Source organism: Microcoleus sp. LAD1_D3 (assembly GCF_036702135.1).
GTDB lineage: Bacteria > Cyanobacteriota > Cyanobacteriia > Cyanobacteriales > Microcoleaceae > Microcoleus.
In genome coordinates this window covers 89,415-103,340 of record NZ_JAUBSB010000009.1, presented here as the reverse complement: position 1 = coordinate 103,340, position 13,926 = coordinate 89,415, and the positions used below count along the sequence as shown (strand labels likewise).

Sequence of the window (13,926 nt, the reverse complement as noted above, 5' to 3'; positions counted from 1 at the left end):
GGTAGTTTTCGGGGGTGGCTGTTGCTCGAACAAAAATTGCTCTAATTTGTAGTTTAAATTGCAGAGCAAGTTTGAGGAGTTCAATTAATTGTATCATGAGAGAAGATGAGAAACAGAACCTGGACTATTTTCAACAAGGGTATTGCATGGAAAGAGGTTTAATGTGGCTGCCGCTGCTGGCAATTTTTATTTCTCTAGCTTGGGCTGGATGGAACGAGTATCAAAAGCTGGAAGCGTATCGCGTCTGGGCCGAACAATTCGCTAAAGCCAAGTACGATATTTATGCTGTACTCGGTCAGCAAGAAGACAGTTTAACTTGGGGAAAACCTACTCGCAGCGGGCCTGTGAATTTGCAAACTTTTTCTTTAAAAGACGTGCAGTCGCTGCGGTTGTTAGTCAACTCTCAGGCAGTTGATTTAGAGTCGCCGCCGAGTTCGGGAAGTCCAATCGCCCTCGAATTTTTGTTGAAAGATGCTGCTGCGGTGCAGGTTCCTTTTACAGAAATTCCTCTAGCGACTAAATGGGGAAACTACTTGCAGCAAGAATTGCAGCGCTTTAGGTAAAAACACTCTCCGACGGGGCAGCGTATCAGATATCAACTCTGCTACTTGAAGTTACAAAAGTCTGTCAAGCTGGTAGTAGAAAGAGAACTTACGTAACAAATCCTTTGAGCTGCTATCTATAAGGGTAAAGGGGGTACGGATCACCCGGAGGACGTGAGTTCTGCCAGTAAGTAGTAGAGGTAGTTTCCCCATGCCTAGCCCGATCGTGTTCCGTGCACACCTTAGAGTTAAAGTTATTGAACCGCGCGTCCTAAAACAGCTAAATTGCCAGCCCCCAAACCTGCGGAATGCAAACACAAGAATTTTTACAGCGCTATCAACAGGGAGAGCGCAACTTTGGTCACATTGACCTCAGCGGCGCTAGTTTAAGCGGTGTTAACCTGCGAGAAATAGACCTCACTGGTGCTAACTTGACCGGTGCTAATTTGAGCTGGTCTTTTTTGAGCAATGCCAAGTTGATAGGGGCTTGTTTGCGCCGCTCGGATCTCCGCAGTGCGAATTTGAGCGGGGCGAATTTGAGCGGGGCAAATTTGAGCGGGGCAAATCTTGCTAAAGCGGATTTGCGCCTTGCTTGTTTGGAAGTCGCAGAGCTCAATTGGGCCGCGTTCCCGGAAGCGGATTTGGGCGGTGCTAATCTTCAAGGAGTTAAATCTGACCAAATTAATTTTGCCGGGGCTAAACTCGACGGTGCGAAGTTGATGGCGGCGGAATTGATGGAGGCCAATCTCAACCGCGCCAGTCTTGTTGGTGCTAATTTAACGGGCGCTAATTTGCGGGAAGCGCATTTGGTGGAAGCGAATTTGCGATCGGCAATTTTAATCGGTGTAAATTTGATTGAATCTGACTTGAATGGCGCTCAAATGCGATCGGCAAATCTGACAGGCGCTGACTTGCACCGAGCTGTGCTGGCGGGGGCGGATTTGACTGAGGCGGTGCTGGATAACGCTGATTTGAGTCGAGCTAATCTGGCGGGTTCTTATTTATTGAAAGCGAGTTTTAAGAAGGCACTTTTGCTGCGAGCTAACCTGCAAGGAGTGTATTTGCTGCGGGCGGATTTGAGCGAAGCTAATTTACGCAGTGCAGATTTGCGGAAAGCTGATTTGAGTGGCGCTTATTTGATGGATGCGATGTTGGGTGAGGCGGATTTAAGAGAAGCTTGTTTGATTGAGTGCCGTTTGATTCGGACGAATTTGGAGGGGGCCCAACTTACGGGTTGCTGCATTCAAAATTGGCAAGTTCAAGATGTCGATCTGTCGAGAGTTGACTGCAACTATATTTTTACTCAGTTTGATTATACTGCGAAAGTTGCGGCAAATCGCTTTCCTGTTGATCGCGATTTTGAGTCTGGGGAATTGGGGCGGCAGCATCAAGAGGACAGTTCTATTGTGAAGGTGTGTTTTGCGGAATCTCCTAATTGGGAGGCTTTGGTTTTTACGATGCGTCGAGTGGAGTTGGAGAGCCGCGAACTTAAGTTGCACGTTCAATTTTTTGAGTCTGCGGGAGAACAAAGTTTACTGAGGCTGAGCGCGAACCGTTTGGTGAACGGCAAGATTTTGGGCGATCGTATTTTGGAGCTTTATCCAAATATGTTGGAAAAGGTTTTAGCCAAGGACGCTGAAATTTTGGGTTTGCTAGACTTGGCTATTCCTAGTAACAGTGCGGCGGCGGAGCCGAGTCACAAAGAAATATTGCTCAGAAGACAGGAAATCTACCAGCGAATGGTGCGCCAAATTTCGTTTATTTTGATGTCTCAGACGCCGGATAAATTCGCCGAAAGCGTGCAGCGGCTGTTGGATTATTTGAAGCAGCAAGGTATCCCGACAGAGCAGATTCAAAAGAAAGTCATTAGTCAGGCGATCGTGCAGCGGGCCAAGCAAGACCCGGCTTTTCGGGAACAGTTGCTCAGGTGGGAGAAAACGGCTTCCGATCGCGTTCGTTGTTCAATGATGGGGGAAGCGGTGCGGTATGCGATCGCCCTTTTAATCAATGATTAACAGTTAATTGTTAACACTTGCAGCCGGAGATCGGCTAATACCCGCACTTGCTTGTCGGTGTCGGAAACTGCAAGCATCGTGCAGCGGCGCAAGCAATACCAAGTTTTTCGGGAACAGTTGCTCACGTGGGAGAAAACAGCTTCGGATTGCGATCGGTGTTCGGTAATGGGGGAAGCAGTGCAGTTTGCGAGCGTCCTTTTTTGGGAATGAATACACACAAAATCTTACCCCCATTAAAAATCCTCCAACCGGATCTCGATTTAACTGTCCGGTTGATTAGAATATAGTTCAGTTTCCTCCTTCAAAAGCTTACACAACTCATCCAAATCTTTCTTACTGTGTTCAATCAGTTTTTCACCTCGGTTCTCTAGGTAATCAATATTACTGGGACTTGCGTTGTCGATTTGATCGTGACTATTCTCGCTACTCAATTGAAGTTGAAAACGATAGTAGTTTCTGTTATTTTCTTTGTCTCCTTTAGTCACCATTAGCTGATTGAGCTGATACGCAACAGATTCGCTTTGACCATCTAGAAAAACGTTAAGTAACGGAAGAGCCCATTTGATTTGTCCCCAATTTTTTGCGTCTTTATACTTATATTTCTTAGTGAGGGAGCCAGTACCCAAGGAAACAACAAGAGTATCCTTACGGTGTAATTCTTCACCAGTCTTTTTCTTGTAAGAAATCATCGCCTCCATCATTGCAAGTGAAGCAGGATTATTTGCCAAGATTCCGCCGTCTACCAAAGCGTAATATCCCTCATCGGTATTATGTCCCGTTTCGAGTTGGTAGGGTGGAAAGAATGTCGGTGCTGCAGAAGTTGCCATTGCTGCCTCCCACATTTTGAATCCGCTACATACTTTGCGACTATGAAAACTTTCGATTTCCTCTGCGTCCCGATTGCTTGTAAAAAAAATTGGTGCTCTGAGTTCTATATCATAGCTCGGTATGAAAATTTCTCGTAATGCCTCTTCAACCTTAGCTTCACCTAAAAGCTCCTTTAAAACTTGTTGCCTACCTTTTGGGTTGTGCTTGGGTTGTAGCAAATCATCAAAATCCAGTGGAACATACTCATTAAAAATCTTTTGTCCATATTTGCGATAGAAATTTACAAGTTCGCCAGCGGTATACTCTGGCTCAAGATTGATGCTAGAGTCTGAGTTCTTTCTAGTTAAACCCAGTGCTAAAATTCCTCCTGTTGAAGTGCCTGCAATAAAATCAAACATTGTTGCTATGCGTTTTCCTGTGCGCTCTTCAATGTAGTTGAGAACGATCGCAGGAATAATACCCCGAATACCACCACCATCAATTGAGAGAATTCTTCTCTTGAATTTAGTACCCATCACACGTACTCCTTTAGATATTGCTTAAATGGTCAACAAAACTGAAACTAACTCATACAGCATCAAAATACCAACAGCCAACGTCATCATATGGTTTCCGGTTGCATCGGAATAATAAAATCGAGTCAACAGTTAACACTCAATCATTCAGTTTTTGGTTCCGGACTAAACAGTCAACAGTCAACAATTATTTCGCTTATGCAACCGGAATAGATATGAATCCAACCCGTCATTAGTGGGGTAACTTGCTGAGGGCGTGCCAAGTTCTGTAGCCGACAATTCCATCTTGCGGTAAAGCCTTGCTCAGTTGCAATTGTCGCACGGCTACATCTGTCATCGGCCCGAAGAATCCGTCAATGAATCCGAAATAGTATCCATTGATTTTCAAGACATTCTGAACAATTTTAACAGCATTACCAGAACTGCCCTTCATGACTACCGGCATATTCACAGGTGCACCAGAGTATAGTGCTTCCCAAGTGATAGGGCCGACAATCCCATCTTCTTTTAAAAAGACGCGGTGTTGATAGCCTTTGACCGCGTTTTGAACTTGGACGCCGAAAATACCGTCAATCGGCCCGAAATAATAACCCCAATGATATAGAAGCTGTTGTAGTTCCTTGACAGCTTGACCTGTTGAACCCATTTGTAATGTGGGTTTGTTTACTCCAGTGGTTTCAGCAAATGCCAGAGTTGATTGAGAAGTAGTATCGGCGACGAGAGCCATAGTTTCATTGTTCAAGCTTCTTTCTTCGGTGTACATAAGGTGGTTCCTTTCAACATTTAAGTTTTGGTGTTTGATATTTCAGGTATAACTGGTGGGATTTGTGGATGCACAGTCACTTTTTCGAGTGTCACTCATTTGAGTGTCACTCGTTTGAGTTAGTCCCAGTGTTAACTGTTAATATCTCTTCCGGCTGCGCCGGAATGATATACAGAAAGAATGTTAAGAGTGCAATGAAGACAAGTTATGCCTAAACATCTAAAGTTGGAGCTTCCTCAAACTCCAGAAATAAGAGCAGGCATGATTAATTTTCCGAGGTGTCTAAAGGATTGTTTCTACTTACCACTCTTGGCTGCGTAGCCGGCGACCCGCTAAGGCCCGCACTTGCTCTTCTGCGTCGGAAACTGCAAGCGATCGCAACAAAGGCACAACTCCCGGATTTTCGGGATAATGTTCGATAATCGCTTCGAGTGCTGTAAATCTGGGATTGTAAGGAAAAGAACCGTTTTGATTTTCAGGATCGCTCAAAGTTCGATCGCGCAAAAACTCAAACATTCCCGGCTCGTCTTTCCATCCCCGCATTAACTCTACCAGGGCGATCGCCCGCACCTGCGAATCTTCATCTTTTTGAGCTCTAATTTTCAGCCACTCGAAAGTTTGAGACTGATTTGTCCACCCGCGCGCTAACTTTTGCAAAGCCATTTGCCTGACAGCGGGACTCTCATCGCCCTCTGCTTTAGCCTCCAGCAGCATCCAAGTTTCAGGGTTGTCTGGCCAGTTGTAAGCGATTTCAAGCACCGCCGCTTGCCGCACCAGCGCTTCCCCAGAATCGAGCTCAATTTTCAGCCACGGCAAGGTTTCCGGGTCGTCGGGCCACCCCCGCACGATCGCCCGTACCAGCACGCTCAGCAGGTGAGAATCATGCTCACACTCTACCCGGCTTTTGAGGAAAGGCAGCGTCTCGCCCCGGTAAGACCAGCGTTTTGCGATCTGTTCCACGGCAGTTTCTCGGACGTTGAGGTGTCTGTCTGACTCGGCGAGATTTTGCAACCAAGCAAAGACTTCCAGACTGGCTGACCCCAGTGCGGCGACAGCTTCCACTACTACTTGCCGCACAGTCCAGTAATCCTCGGAATCAGCTATTTTTTGCAGCAGGGGCAGGGTTTCTGGGTGGTCGGGCCAACCTGCGGCTATCTGTTTTAGGGCTATTTCGCGCAGGTCGGCGTCGCTATCGCCCAATGCTATATTTTTCAAAAAAGTCAGAGTTTCGGGGTTCGCGGGCCAGCCAGAGGCAATTGCTTGCACTGCTGCGCGCCGGACGCTCGAACTCGCGTCTGACTCGGCTTTAGTTTTCAGCAGCGGGTAAATGTCTGGTTCGTCGGGCCAGTGCGAGGCCAATTCTTCTAAGGCTGCTGTCCGCACTTCTTTGCTGCTGTCGGATTCGGCTAGGGTTTTCAGCAAGAGGCAAACGTCGGCTGCAGCAGGCCAGCCCGCTGCCAACTCCCGCACCGCTACGGTTCGCAGGATAGAACTTCCTGTCTGGGCAAGGTTTTTGAGCAGGGAGGCCGTGCCTAAAAGGCTGTGCCAACGTCTGGCTATTTCTTGCCACGCTGCGACTCGCACTCCCAAATTTTCGTCGGATTCGGCGGCGTTTCTCAGCAGCAGCAAGGTATCTGTGCGATCGGGCCAATTAGAGGCTAACTGTTCGAGTGCTGCGGTGCGAACTGCGGGACTTTGATCAAACTGAGCCAAGGCAGTCAGCAGCGGCAAGGTATCGCTCGTGTCTGACCAACCACAAGCCATTTCTCGCACACAGGTCGATCGCACTGCCCAGCTTCCATCGGATTTGGCGAGGTTTTTGAGCATCAGGTAAATTTCTGGCTGCTCTGGCCAACCACGCGCTATTGCTTCGACTGCTGTGGCCCGGACTTCGCCACAGTCGCTGGAGTGAGCGAGTATTTTCAGCCAAGGCAGGGTTTGCGGGTCGTTTTTCCAAGTTTGGGCGATCGCCGCGATCGATCGATTGCGAATTTGATAAGTTTCCTGCAATTCTTGAGCGCTTTGATAAAGAATCAGGAAACCCGTACCGTATTGCGATAACTTTTTTAAAGCGTTTAACAGTTTTTTTTCTGTTTTTTTATTAACATCATTTTTAACTTTTAACAGGCATTGCGCTGCTAAAAACAAATTAATAAATTTTTCTGGTTGACCGTTTTGATCTGTGAGATATTCTATAATTTCGCTCGCTGTTTCTTTGTCGAGCTTGGCTGCAATTTCTCTGAGGACTTCGTGCAAAGATGCGTCCCGCCAGTGCTGGCCGAAAATTTGTGCGTTGAGTTCGCCCCAAGTCAGTTGACCGATTTTGAGTTGGGCATGGATTAACTCTGCTACAGTCTGGGGATTATTTTCGGAAACAAGTTTTTTTAACAACATACCGATACCCTGCCCCTGAAGTTTGTTTGCATTGACAATCCTCGCATCAGCTCCGGTATTAGTTTAGATTTTTTTGACCGAGCCTGGAGTATGGAGCCAATCGACTCTATTTTATACGAAAAATACTGACTCTGGAGCGTCCCAATGCAAAATCCGCCAGCACCCACAGGAATGTTAGGTGGTGGCGGATGGCGATCGAACAATTAAGCCGCTGAATCTAGCTAACAGCTACTTGGACGCGATCGGCAGCAACCCGAACCGTAAAAGTCGGAATTTTTACCGTTTCATCGTCCAGACATTGCCCGGTAGTAAGGCTAAAGTTTTGTTTGTAAATGGGAGAAGCAACTTTGAGAGTGCCGTTGCGATCGCCCACAATTCCCCGCGCCAAAACAAAAGCTTTGCTAAACGGGTCGTAATTGCTAAGCGCATAAACTTCATCCCCGTTTCCCACTCGGAAAATGGCCACTTGTTCGCCTGCTACTAAAGCGCAAACTCCAGTATAAGGGGCGATCGCATCGAGAGAACACACATCTACCCAAGTTGTTACTGTATCGGAAACCGATAATGATTGAACCATTTTCTTTTCCTGTTAGTTTACTTCAATCTAGTTCCTTGGCTCTGCCTGAGAACGTAGGTTTTGAGGCTATGCCTCACGGTTCTAGGATGCCTCGCGGAAGGAGGCAGAGCCTCCCGGAATTCATTCCCCGGCAGAGCCTGGGAACGAGATTAATACTCTTGTCCCCCCCTTATTAAGGGGGGCTAGGGGGGATCGATTATTCCGATACTCCAACCAAAGATTTTTCATGTTCGTAAGGAGGCCGTGTTTGTCCCCGTTCTGCAACACGAACAATACTCGGATCGGGCAAATCGGAATTCACAAAATGCTGGAACCGCTGCACCTTTTGTGGGTCTTCAATCGTCGTTTTCCACTCACATTGATAAGTATTCACTAAATGTTCCATCTGCGCTTCTAATTCAGCACAAATGCCCAGAGAATCCTCAATTATTACCTGTTTCAAGTATTCAATCCCGCCCTCAAGTTTGTTCAACCAAGTAGCAGTGCGTTCCAATCTGTCGGCCGTGCGGATGTAGAAAACCAAGAATCGATCGATATACTTAATCAGCGTTTCCTTATCGATATCCGTCGCCAGCAAAACCGCGTGCTGTGGCTTAATTCCCCCGTTGCCGCACACATACAAATTCCAACCATTCTCAGTAGCAATTATCCCAAAATCCTTGCTTTGAGCTTCCGCGCATTCGCGAGTGCAACCAGAGACAGCAGATTTGAGCTTGTGGGGCGATCGCAAACCACGATACCGCAATTCAACCTCGATCGCCAAACTCGTTGAATCCTGCACCCCAAAGCGGCACCAAGTGCTACCAACACAAGATTTTACAGTACGCAGAGCCTTACCGTAAGCGTGTCCCGACTCAAATCCCGCATCAATCAACCGACGCCAAATATGCGGCAATTGATCCACGCGAGCTCCAAACAAATCAATCCGTTGCCCGCCAGTAATCTTAGTATAAAGCCCAAAATCTCTGGCAACTTCACCCAAAACAATCAACTTATCGGGAGTAATTTCTCCCCCCGGTATTCGCGGCACCACCGAATAAGTACCATCGCGCTGAATGTTTGCCAAAAAGTAATCGTTCGTATCTTGCAAACCGACGTGAGACTTCTCTAAAATATGGTCATTCCAAGTAGAAGCCAGCATCGAACCAACAGCAGGCTTGCAAATTTCACACCCCTTACCTTTGCCGTGTCTTTCAATCAACTCCTCAAAGGTTTTAATCTCTTGAGAACGCACTAAATGGTACAATTCTTGACGAGAATATTCAAAATGTTCGCAGAGATTATTTTTGACTGCAAACCCAGCTTTCTTCATCTCCGCCTTGAAGATATCCGTCACCAAAGGCACGCACCCGCCGCAGCCCGTACCAGCTTGAGTGCATTTCTTGACGCTGGCAACATCGGTTAAATTGCGATCGCGAATCGCTTCACAAATCTGCCCTTTGGTAACATTATTGCAAGAACAAATTTGAGCAGAATCCGGCAAACTGTCTACTCCAAAACCCGCCGATGATCCGCCTTCTCGCGGTGGCATTAACAAATCTTCGGGATGCGGCGGCAGAGCAATTTCATTTTGCATGAATTGCAGCAAAGTGCCGTAAGCCGAAGCATCTCCTACGAGAATTCCGCCTAAAATTCGGCTGCCATCTTGATTTAAAACTAATTTTTTGTAAATGCCTTGGAATGTGTCAGCAACAACAATTTCTTTAGCATCGGCCGACTTGGGAAAAGGATCTCCAAAACTAGCGACATCCACCCCCAATAATTTGAGTTTAGTAGACATATCCGCACCTGTAAAAGTGCTTGTGGGGCGGGCATCTTGCCCGTCATCCGCTGCACGGCTCAAAATATCTGCTGCTACGCTTGCCATTGTATACCCAGGCGCAACTAAGCCGTAGATGCGATTTTGATACAGGGCGCATTCTCCGATCGCATAAATGTCAGGATCGGAGGTTTGGCAGCTATCATTAATCACAATGCCACCGCGTTCTCCTACTTCTATACCGCAACTTCTGGCAATTTCGTCGCGGGGGCGAATGCCAGCAGAAAAGACAATCATATCTGTTGCCAATTCCGAACCGTCAGCAAACAGCATTTTAGTAACTTTGCCATCTTCGCTAACAATTTCTGTGGTAGATTTGCTGGTATGAACCGAAACCCCCAACTCTTCTATTTTGCTGCGGAGAATTGCACCGCCAATCTCGTCAACTTGCACGGGCATCAGCCGCGATGCAAACTCAACTACGTGAGTTTTTAGACCCATATTTTGGAGCGCGTTTGCACATTCTAGACCTAACAAGCCGCCGCCAATTACTACACCAGTTTGGCAATTTTTAGCGTAATCTGACATCGCTTCCAGGTCGTCAATTGTCCGGTAAACAAAAGTTCCTGTAGCGTCTTTGCCTTTAATTGATGGCACAAATGGATAGGAACCGGTCGCGAGAACAATTTTGTCGTAGGGAACTTCTAAACCGTTGGCTGAAGAGACTATTTTGTGTTCCCGGTTAATGGCGACTGCTTTGTCGCCGATGTAAATTTGGATGCCGTTTTCTTGGTAAAATCCGGGTGCAACTAAAGATAAATCTCCCGCTGTTTTGCCAGAGAAAAATCCGCTGAGGTTTACGCGATCGTAAGCAACGCGCGGTTCTTCACAAAAAGTAATTAAATTCCAGTTTTTGGCAGCATCCGAGCTGACCATTAACTCTAGGAACTTGTGACCTACCATGCCATTGCCGATTACAATGAGGTTTTTTTGGGCTGTCATTAGAATCTCTTTTATCCCGTTTATCAGTCGTTGGGTTTATTAATATAAGACTTTATTGTAAATTTTTGTACTTATATATACAAAAAATTGATGTTTATGCAATTGTCGAATACTCCCGATTGCATTTTTGCATGATGTGTGCGATCGAGCTAAATAGAGTGGCTCACCTAAGTCTTTTGGACAAAAGGATTAGTATTTTACTATGACGCACCCTACACTTTTCTAATTTTTAATTATTATTTAATTAACAAGCCGGAAGTCCTGCGCCAAAAGGGTACGAGTTGAGCGACGGGATGAAAGCGCACAAATCAAGTGAGTTCAAGGCCCACTTGATTTATAACTATTCTCGCATATTAGCAATACCGTAGCATCAGTTCTGGGTAGTTCACGCCCCCATGCCCGAATACTGCTTCAAACCCTGCCGCCAAAGCCAGCGGTTCCACACAAAAAACACCGCACCCCAACCCCACATTACCAACAAACCGCGGCCTACATCTACGGGCAATCCTATCAAGATTGAAGCCGGAAAATGAATCAAATAAGGAAAAGGCGTCCACAAAACTACTTCGCGCACGGGTGCGGGAAACACTTCTAGCGGTGCGATAAGTCCCGATAAAAATAGGTAAATTAAAAACCAGAATTGTTCGATCGCACTTGCCCTTTCCAGCCAAAAAGCAAACAGCGCAAAGGTATACTGGATCAAGAACCGCAAGCAAAAAGCCAAGACGATAACCAACAAAAACAGCAAAAACCTGCCCAAACTCGGCAGCCAAAAAGACTGCGGGTAAAGTGCAAAAAACAGCAGCACTAATCCGCATACAAAGGGCAGCCTCGCAAACCTTTCGGAAACGTGAGATGCAAAGTGATGCCATACGGGGTCGAGAGGCTGCAACAATCTATTAGATAGCCGGCCTTGCACTACTTCCTTTTCAAACTCCCAAATCACCCAAACTACATTTGTTTGCCTGACAATGAAAGCCGCTAAAAAATAACGGGCAAAGTCGATCGAATTCAGCCCAAATTGACCAGTTTCTGCCGCCTGCATCCAGACACCCATCAAGATAAACGGCAAAGCTCCCGACAGCGCCCACAAAAACAATTCTGCCCGGTATTCGAGCATATAAGCGTAGTAGGTAACTAACAAAGTTTTAGTAATTCTGATGATTTTTTTCATATCAATTGCCAGAAAAAAAATATTCGATCCAACTAAAAGAGGGAGGCAGAGCCTCCGGATATGCCTTCCCAGGCAGAGCCTGGTAACGAGAAGTAAAGGTACGTAGTTGGGCTTTAGCCCTTTTTAGACGTATATATAAAGAGGGCTAAAGCCCAACTACGTACCTATTTCTAGGATGACAATAAAACCACCCTGCTTTTTAAGGGAGCTAGGGGGGAATCTCTACACTTTTCCCGTGCGGAAAACGCGACCGATTACCTCTTCAATTGGCGGATCAGTAACAGTCAAATCTATCACTTCCAACTGCGCCAAAATCTTCGCCACACTCACCGTCAGCTCCTCCCTTTTGACTAAAAACCGTACAGAATTTCCCTCAATAGATTCTACCTCGCCGTAAGCAAAAGCACTATCTTTTGCCAGCGGCTTAGCTAATTTTACTTGAACTTCCCGATAAGGTGCAAACCTGTCGAGCAATCCGTCCAAACTGCCATCATAAACTAATTGACCTTCATGAATTAACAAAACGCGCTTGCACAAAGCAGTAATGTCAGCCATGTAGTGGCTCGTCAACAGCACTGTTGCTTGATAGCGCTCGTTATATTCTCGCAGAAATTGCCTGACGCTAAACTGTGCGTTTATATCCAAACCTAAAGTCGGTTCATCTAAAAATAATACCTCTGGCTGGTGCATTAGTGCGGCCATCAATTCAGCTTTCATGCGTTCGCCTAAAGACAGCTTTCGCACCGCCTGATTTAACTTACCTTCTAGTGACAGCATTTCTGTCAATTCTCCGACTCGCCGCCGATAATCTGTATCGGGAATACCGTAGACAGCGGCATTGATTCGCAGAGAGTCAAGCACTGGTAAATCCCAAATTAACTGCTGTTTCTGCCCCATGATTAAGGTGATTCTTTGCAGAAAATCGGCTTCGCGACGGAAAGGAGTACGATCGCACACTCTCACAGTACCCGCAGACGGATAAATCAAACCAGTCAGCATTTTCAGCGTAGTAGTTTTGCCCGCACCGTTAGCGCCGAGAAACCCCACGACTTCCCCCGGTTCAATACTGAAAGAAACGCCCTCAACTGCTTTGATATTGCGGTAAGTGCGGTTAAAAAAGTGCCGCACTGTTCCTTTAAGTCCCGGTTCTTTAATCGCTATTGGATAAACTTTGCTCAAGTCTTCAACTAAGATAATTGGCATCGGCTCAAATTGTAACTTTTATTTTAATCTAGGGTATTTCCATCAGACTTGTGCCAAGATGGAGCGATCGAGCTGTCTAGTAGGATGCGCCAGGGATTGCTCGATCGCGAGTGAGAAAGTCACTGTGTTCGGGCGCACCCTATTAAGCTGTTCTGCCTTTAAATTGTATGTCAAAAAACAATCAAACTTTTGTGGGGAGTAGGGGTTGGGCGTCCCGCCCGCCTCTAATATGCAATTTAAATGTGCGACAGCTTAAACTGTAGAATATTGCACAATATCCATGCTCACATCGCACAAAGTTTACAAATATGGTACTCACACCAGATAATTCAGACACCTCTCGTTTGTTAGGAGACAATTCTTCTGAAAATATTACACTTGCACCAGGACAACTGGCTAGTTTTCCTGGGGGACTTTGGATGCTGGGCGGCAATGATACTGTCACGGGCTCGTCAGATGCAGAACGGATTTTCGGCAACGATGGTAAAGACAGTCTGTTAGGCGGTGTCGGCAATGATTCTATTTACGGCGGTAAAGATGATGACGATGTTTTGGGAGAAATTGGCGAGGATTTCTTGACAGGAGATAGAAATAGCGATTTCCTTGATGGGGGTGCGGGAAATGATTTCCTGCGCGGAGGACAAGGTGTTGATTTGTTAGTGGGCGGTGACGGTAATGATACTTTAATTGGCGACAGAGATGTGGATATTTACCAAGGTGGTGCAGGGAGCGATGTACTTGTTCTGAGAGTCGATCAAGCGGGAAGCAGAGTAGTTGGAATTGAAGTTCCTGACGCAGTAATTGTGGATTTTGATAAGTCTAGCGATTCGATTGGGATTAGTGTGGCATTTACCAGCAGCAATATCTCCTTGGAAGAAGTAAGTTATAGCTTGAACGATCCGAGACTGCTGCTGATCGATCCTGCAACTATAACGGGGGGAACGAGTTTGTTAGCCAAGGGCGGGATCTCGCGGCAAAGTCTCGATCCCGATGGCAACGGCCGTGTGGAAGCTACTAATATTAGATTCGGTTTTACTAATGCTTTGTTGGGTACTGTGTTGAATGTGACCCCAGCCGATTTAAACGGTCGTTTTATTAATGCTAGTTCTTTGCTTTGAAGCAGCTAATTGATTAATTATCTCTCAAGAACAGGC

The 13,926-nt window shown here is 46.4% G+C and carries 11 protein-coding genes; 4 read left to right on the top strand and 7 right to left on the bottom strand.

The window, feature by feature from the left end; translation table 11 throughout:
- Positions 1–146: 146 nt before the first annotated feature.
- The 3 genes from QUA74_RS07840 to QUA74_RS07830 all read left to right on the top strand — a co-directional run bounded on the left by QUA74_RS07840 (position 147) and on the right by QUA74_RS07830 (position 2,767).
- Positions 147–563 (top strand): hypothetical protein, encoded by a 417-nt coding sequence (locus QUA74_RS07840; protein ID WP_333326745.1) that lies wholly within the window; start codon positions 147–149, stop codon positions 561–563.
- A 287-nt stretch (positions 564–850) separates the two neighbouring features.
- Positions 851–2,557 carry a pentapeptide repeat-containing protein gene (locus QUA74_RS07835; RefSeq protein ID WP_333326743.1) on the top strand — a complete coding sequence of 569 codons (1,707 nt, stop codon included), beginning with the start codon at positions 851–853 and terminating at the stop codon, positions 2,555–2,557.
- A 57-nt stretch (positions 2,558–2,614) separates the two neighbouring features.
- A complete protein-coding gene (locus QUA74_RS07830) occupies positions 2,615–2,767 on the top strand; it encodes a hypothetical protein (protein WP_333326741.1) in 153 nt (50 codons plus the stop codon).
- A gap of 50 nt (positions 2,768–2,817) precedes the next feature.
- Here the strand turns inward: QUA74_RS07830 and QUA74_RS07825 are convergent, their stop codons facing one another.
- The 7 genes from QUA74_RS07825 to QUA74_RS07795 form a co-directional block, all read right to left on the bottom strand.
- On the bottom strand, positions 2,818–3,900 hold the full coding sequence (locus QUA74_RS07825) for a patatin-like phospholipase family protein (RefSeq protein ID WP_333326739.1): 1,083 nt from the start codon (positions 3,898–3,900) through the stop codon (positions 2,818–2,820).
- Positions 3,901–4,132: 232 nt separating this feature from the next.
- On the bottom strand, positions 4,133–4,663 hold the full coding sequence (locus QUA74_RS07820; protein WP_333326737.1) for a peptidoglycan-binding protein: 531 nt from the start codon (positions 4,661–4,663) through the stop codon (positions 4,133–4,135).
- Positions 4,664–4,963: 300 nt separating this feature from the next.
- Positions 4,964–7,057: a HEAT repeat domain-containing protein gene (locus QUA74_RS07815; RefSeq protein WP_333326735.1), complete on the bottom strand. Its 2,094-nt coding sequence runs from the start codon at positions 7,055–7,057 to the stop codon at positions 4,964–4,966.
- A gap of 217 nt (positions 7,058–7,274) precedes the next feature.
- Positions 7,275–7,634, bottom strand: a complete 360-nt coding sequence (gene nirD, locus QUA74_RS07810; RefSeq protein WP_333326733.1) for a nitrite reductase small subunit NirD — start codon at positions 7,632–7,634, stop codon at positions 7,275–7,277.
- A gap of 196 nt (positions 7,635–7,830) precedes the next feature.
- Entirely contained in the window at positions 7,831–10,395 is a 2,565-nt protein-coding gene (gene nirB / locus QUA74_RS07805; protein WP_333326731.1) for a nitrite reductase large subunit NirB, read from the bottom strand.
- A gap of 385 nt (positions 10,396–10,780) precedes the next feature.
- A complete protein-coding gene (locus tag QUA74_RS07800) occupies positions 10,781–11,569 on the bottom strand; it encodes an ABC-2 family transporter protein (protein WP_333326729.1) in 789 nt (262 codons plus the stop codon).
- Positions 11,570–11,791: 222 nt separating this feature from the next.
- Complete coding sequence (locus QUA74_RS07795; protein WP_333326727.1) at positions 11,792–12,772, bottom strand: ATP-binding cassette domain-containing protein; 981 nt, start codon at positions 12,770–12,772, stop codon at positions 11,792–11,794.
- A 308-nt stretch (positions 12,773–13,080) separates the two neighbouring features.
- Between QUA74_RS07795 and QUA74_RS07790 the strand changes: the two genes are divergently transcribed.
- Positions 13,081–13,890, top strand: coding sequence for a calcium-binding protein (locus tag QUA74_RS07790; RefSeq protein WP_333326725.1), 810 nt, complete (start codon positions 13,081–13,083; stop codon positions 13,888–13,890).
- The last annotated feature ends 36 nt before the right edge of the window (positions 13,891–13,926 follow it).